We start from the raw sequence: 1061 nt of genomic DNA on the forward strand, positions 1-1061 counted from the left end.
CGAGATTGGTGACGACGAAGCGGATGTCGAGGCCGCGGGTGGTTGCCTCGATGCGGGCGCAGACGCGACGTTGCGTCTTCCAGGATTTCGCCTTGTATCGGGTCTCGGCATAGCCGCGCAGCACCGGCCTCTGCTCGAGCGCGCGGCGGGTGCGGATATCGTCGGCGGCTTCATCAACGAGACGCTGGAGAACCTTGTTGCCGGGCAATCCGAAGAGGTAGTCGAGCGCATTGTTCTCGCACCAGGCCATGACCTCGGCCCGGCCATAGTGGCCGTCGCCGCGGACCAGGATGCGGGTGGCCGGCCAGCGGGCGCGGATGCGCCGGACAAGCCGGCGCAGATGGCCGCGGATCTCCTTGCCCGTCGGGGTCTTGCCAGGACGCAGGATCATGGCGACCGGACGTCCGGTCGCGGCGTCGTAGATGTGGATCGGCAGGAAGCAGCGCTCGTCGTAATGGGCGTTGAACAGCGAGAGCTGCTGATGGCCGTGAACGACATCAACCGTGTCGTCGATGTCGAGCGTCACGCTTTTTGGCGGCGCGGCATAGCTCGACAGCCACAGATCGACCAGCACCCAGCCGAGCCGGATGACGGTGCGCAGGTCGGGCAGGTTCTCCAGGCGCGAGCAGGTCGGCTGCGAGCACAGATCAATCCCGCTGTCGGGCAGCCGCCCGCAAGGCGAGCTTGAAGGCCGGATCGGTGCGCAGCCGGTCGAGATCGTTGGCATCCTCGTAGCCGCATGCGATCGCAAAGATGCGGGCGCACAGAATGTCGGCCATGGCGTGCGTCACCCGCTGTGGGTCGCGCGGATCGTGGATCGCAGCGGACAGCCTGTCGGCCAGTTGCAGGCGTCGCTCGGCCGCGGCCAAAAGCATGACGCCACCATCCGAGGTGATGCGTCCGCCGTCAAACGCAGCTGTGATCTTCTTGCGTCCAACGGCTGGAAATGAGAGCTGCAGCAACGTATCGTCGGTCATGGCGGGTGTGGCTCGCGAAATGTGGTGGCAGGGTTGGCTTAGACAACCGAATCCTACGCCAAATCAATCGCTTAGGCTACATCC

Annotated in this window: 1 pseudogene; it reads right to left on the reverse strand. The window is 65.1% G+C overall.

Annotated features, from left to right (window positions below):
- Window positions 1-977 (reverse strand): annotated as a pseudogene (locus tag ACWGTI_RS32490) (IS1380 family transposase); the annotation flags it as partial.
- Window positions 978-1061 lie beyond the last annotated feature (84 nt).

The organism is Mesorhizobium sp. ArgA1 (assembly GCF_053714375.1).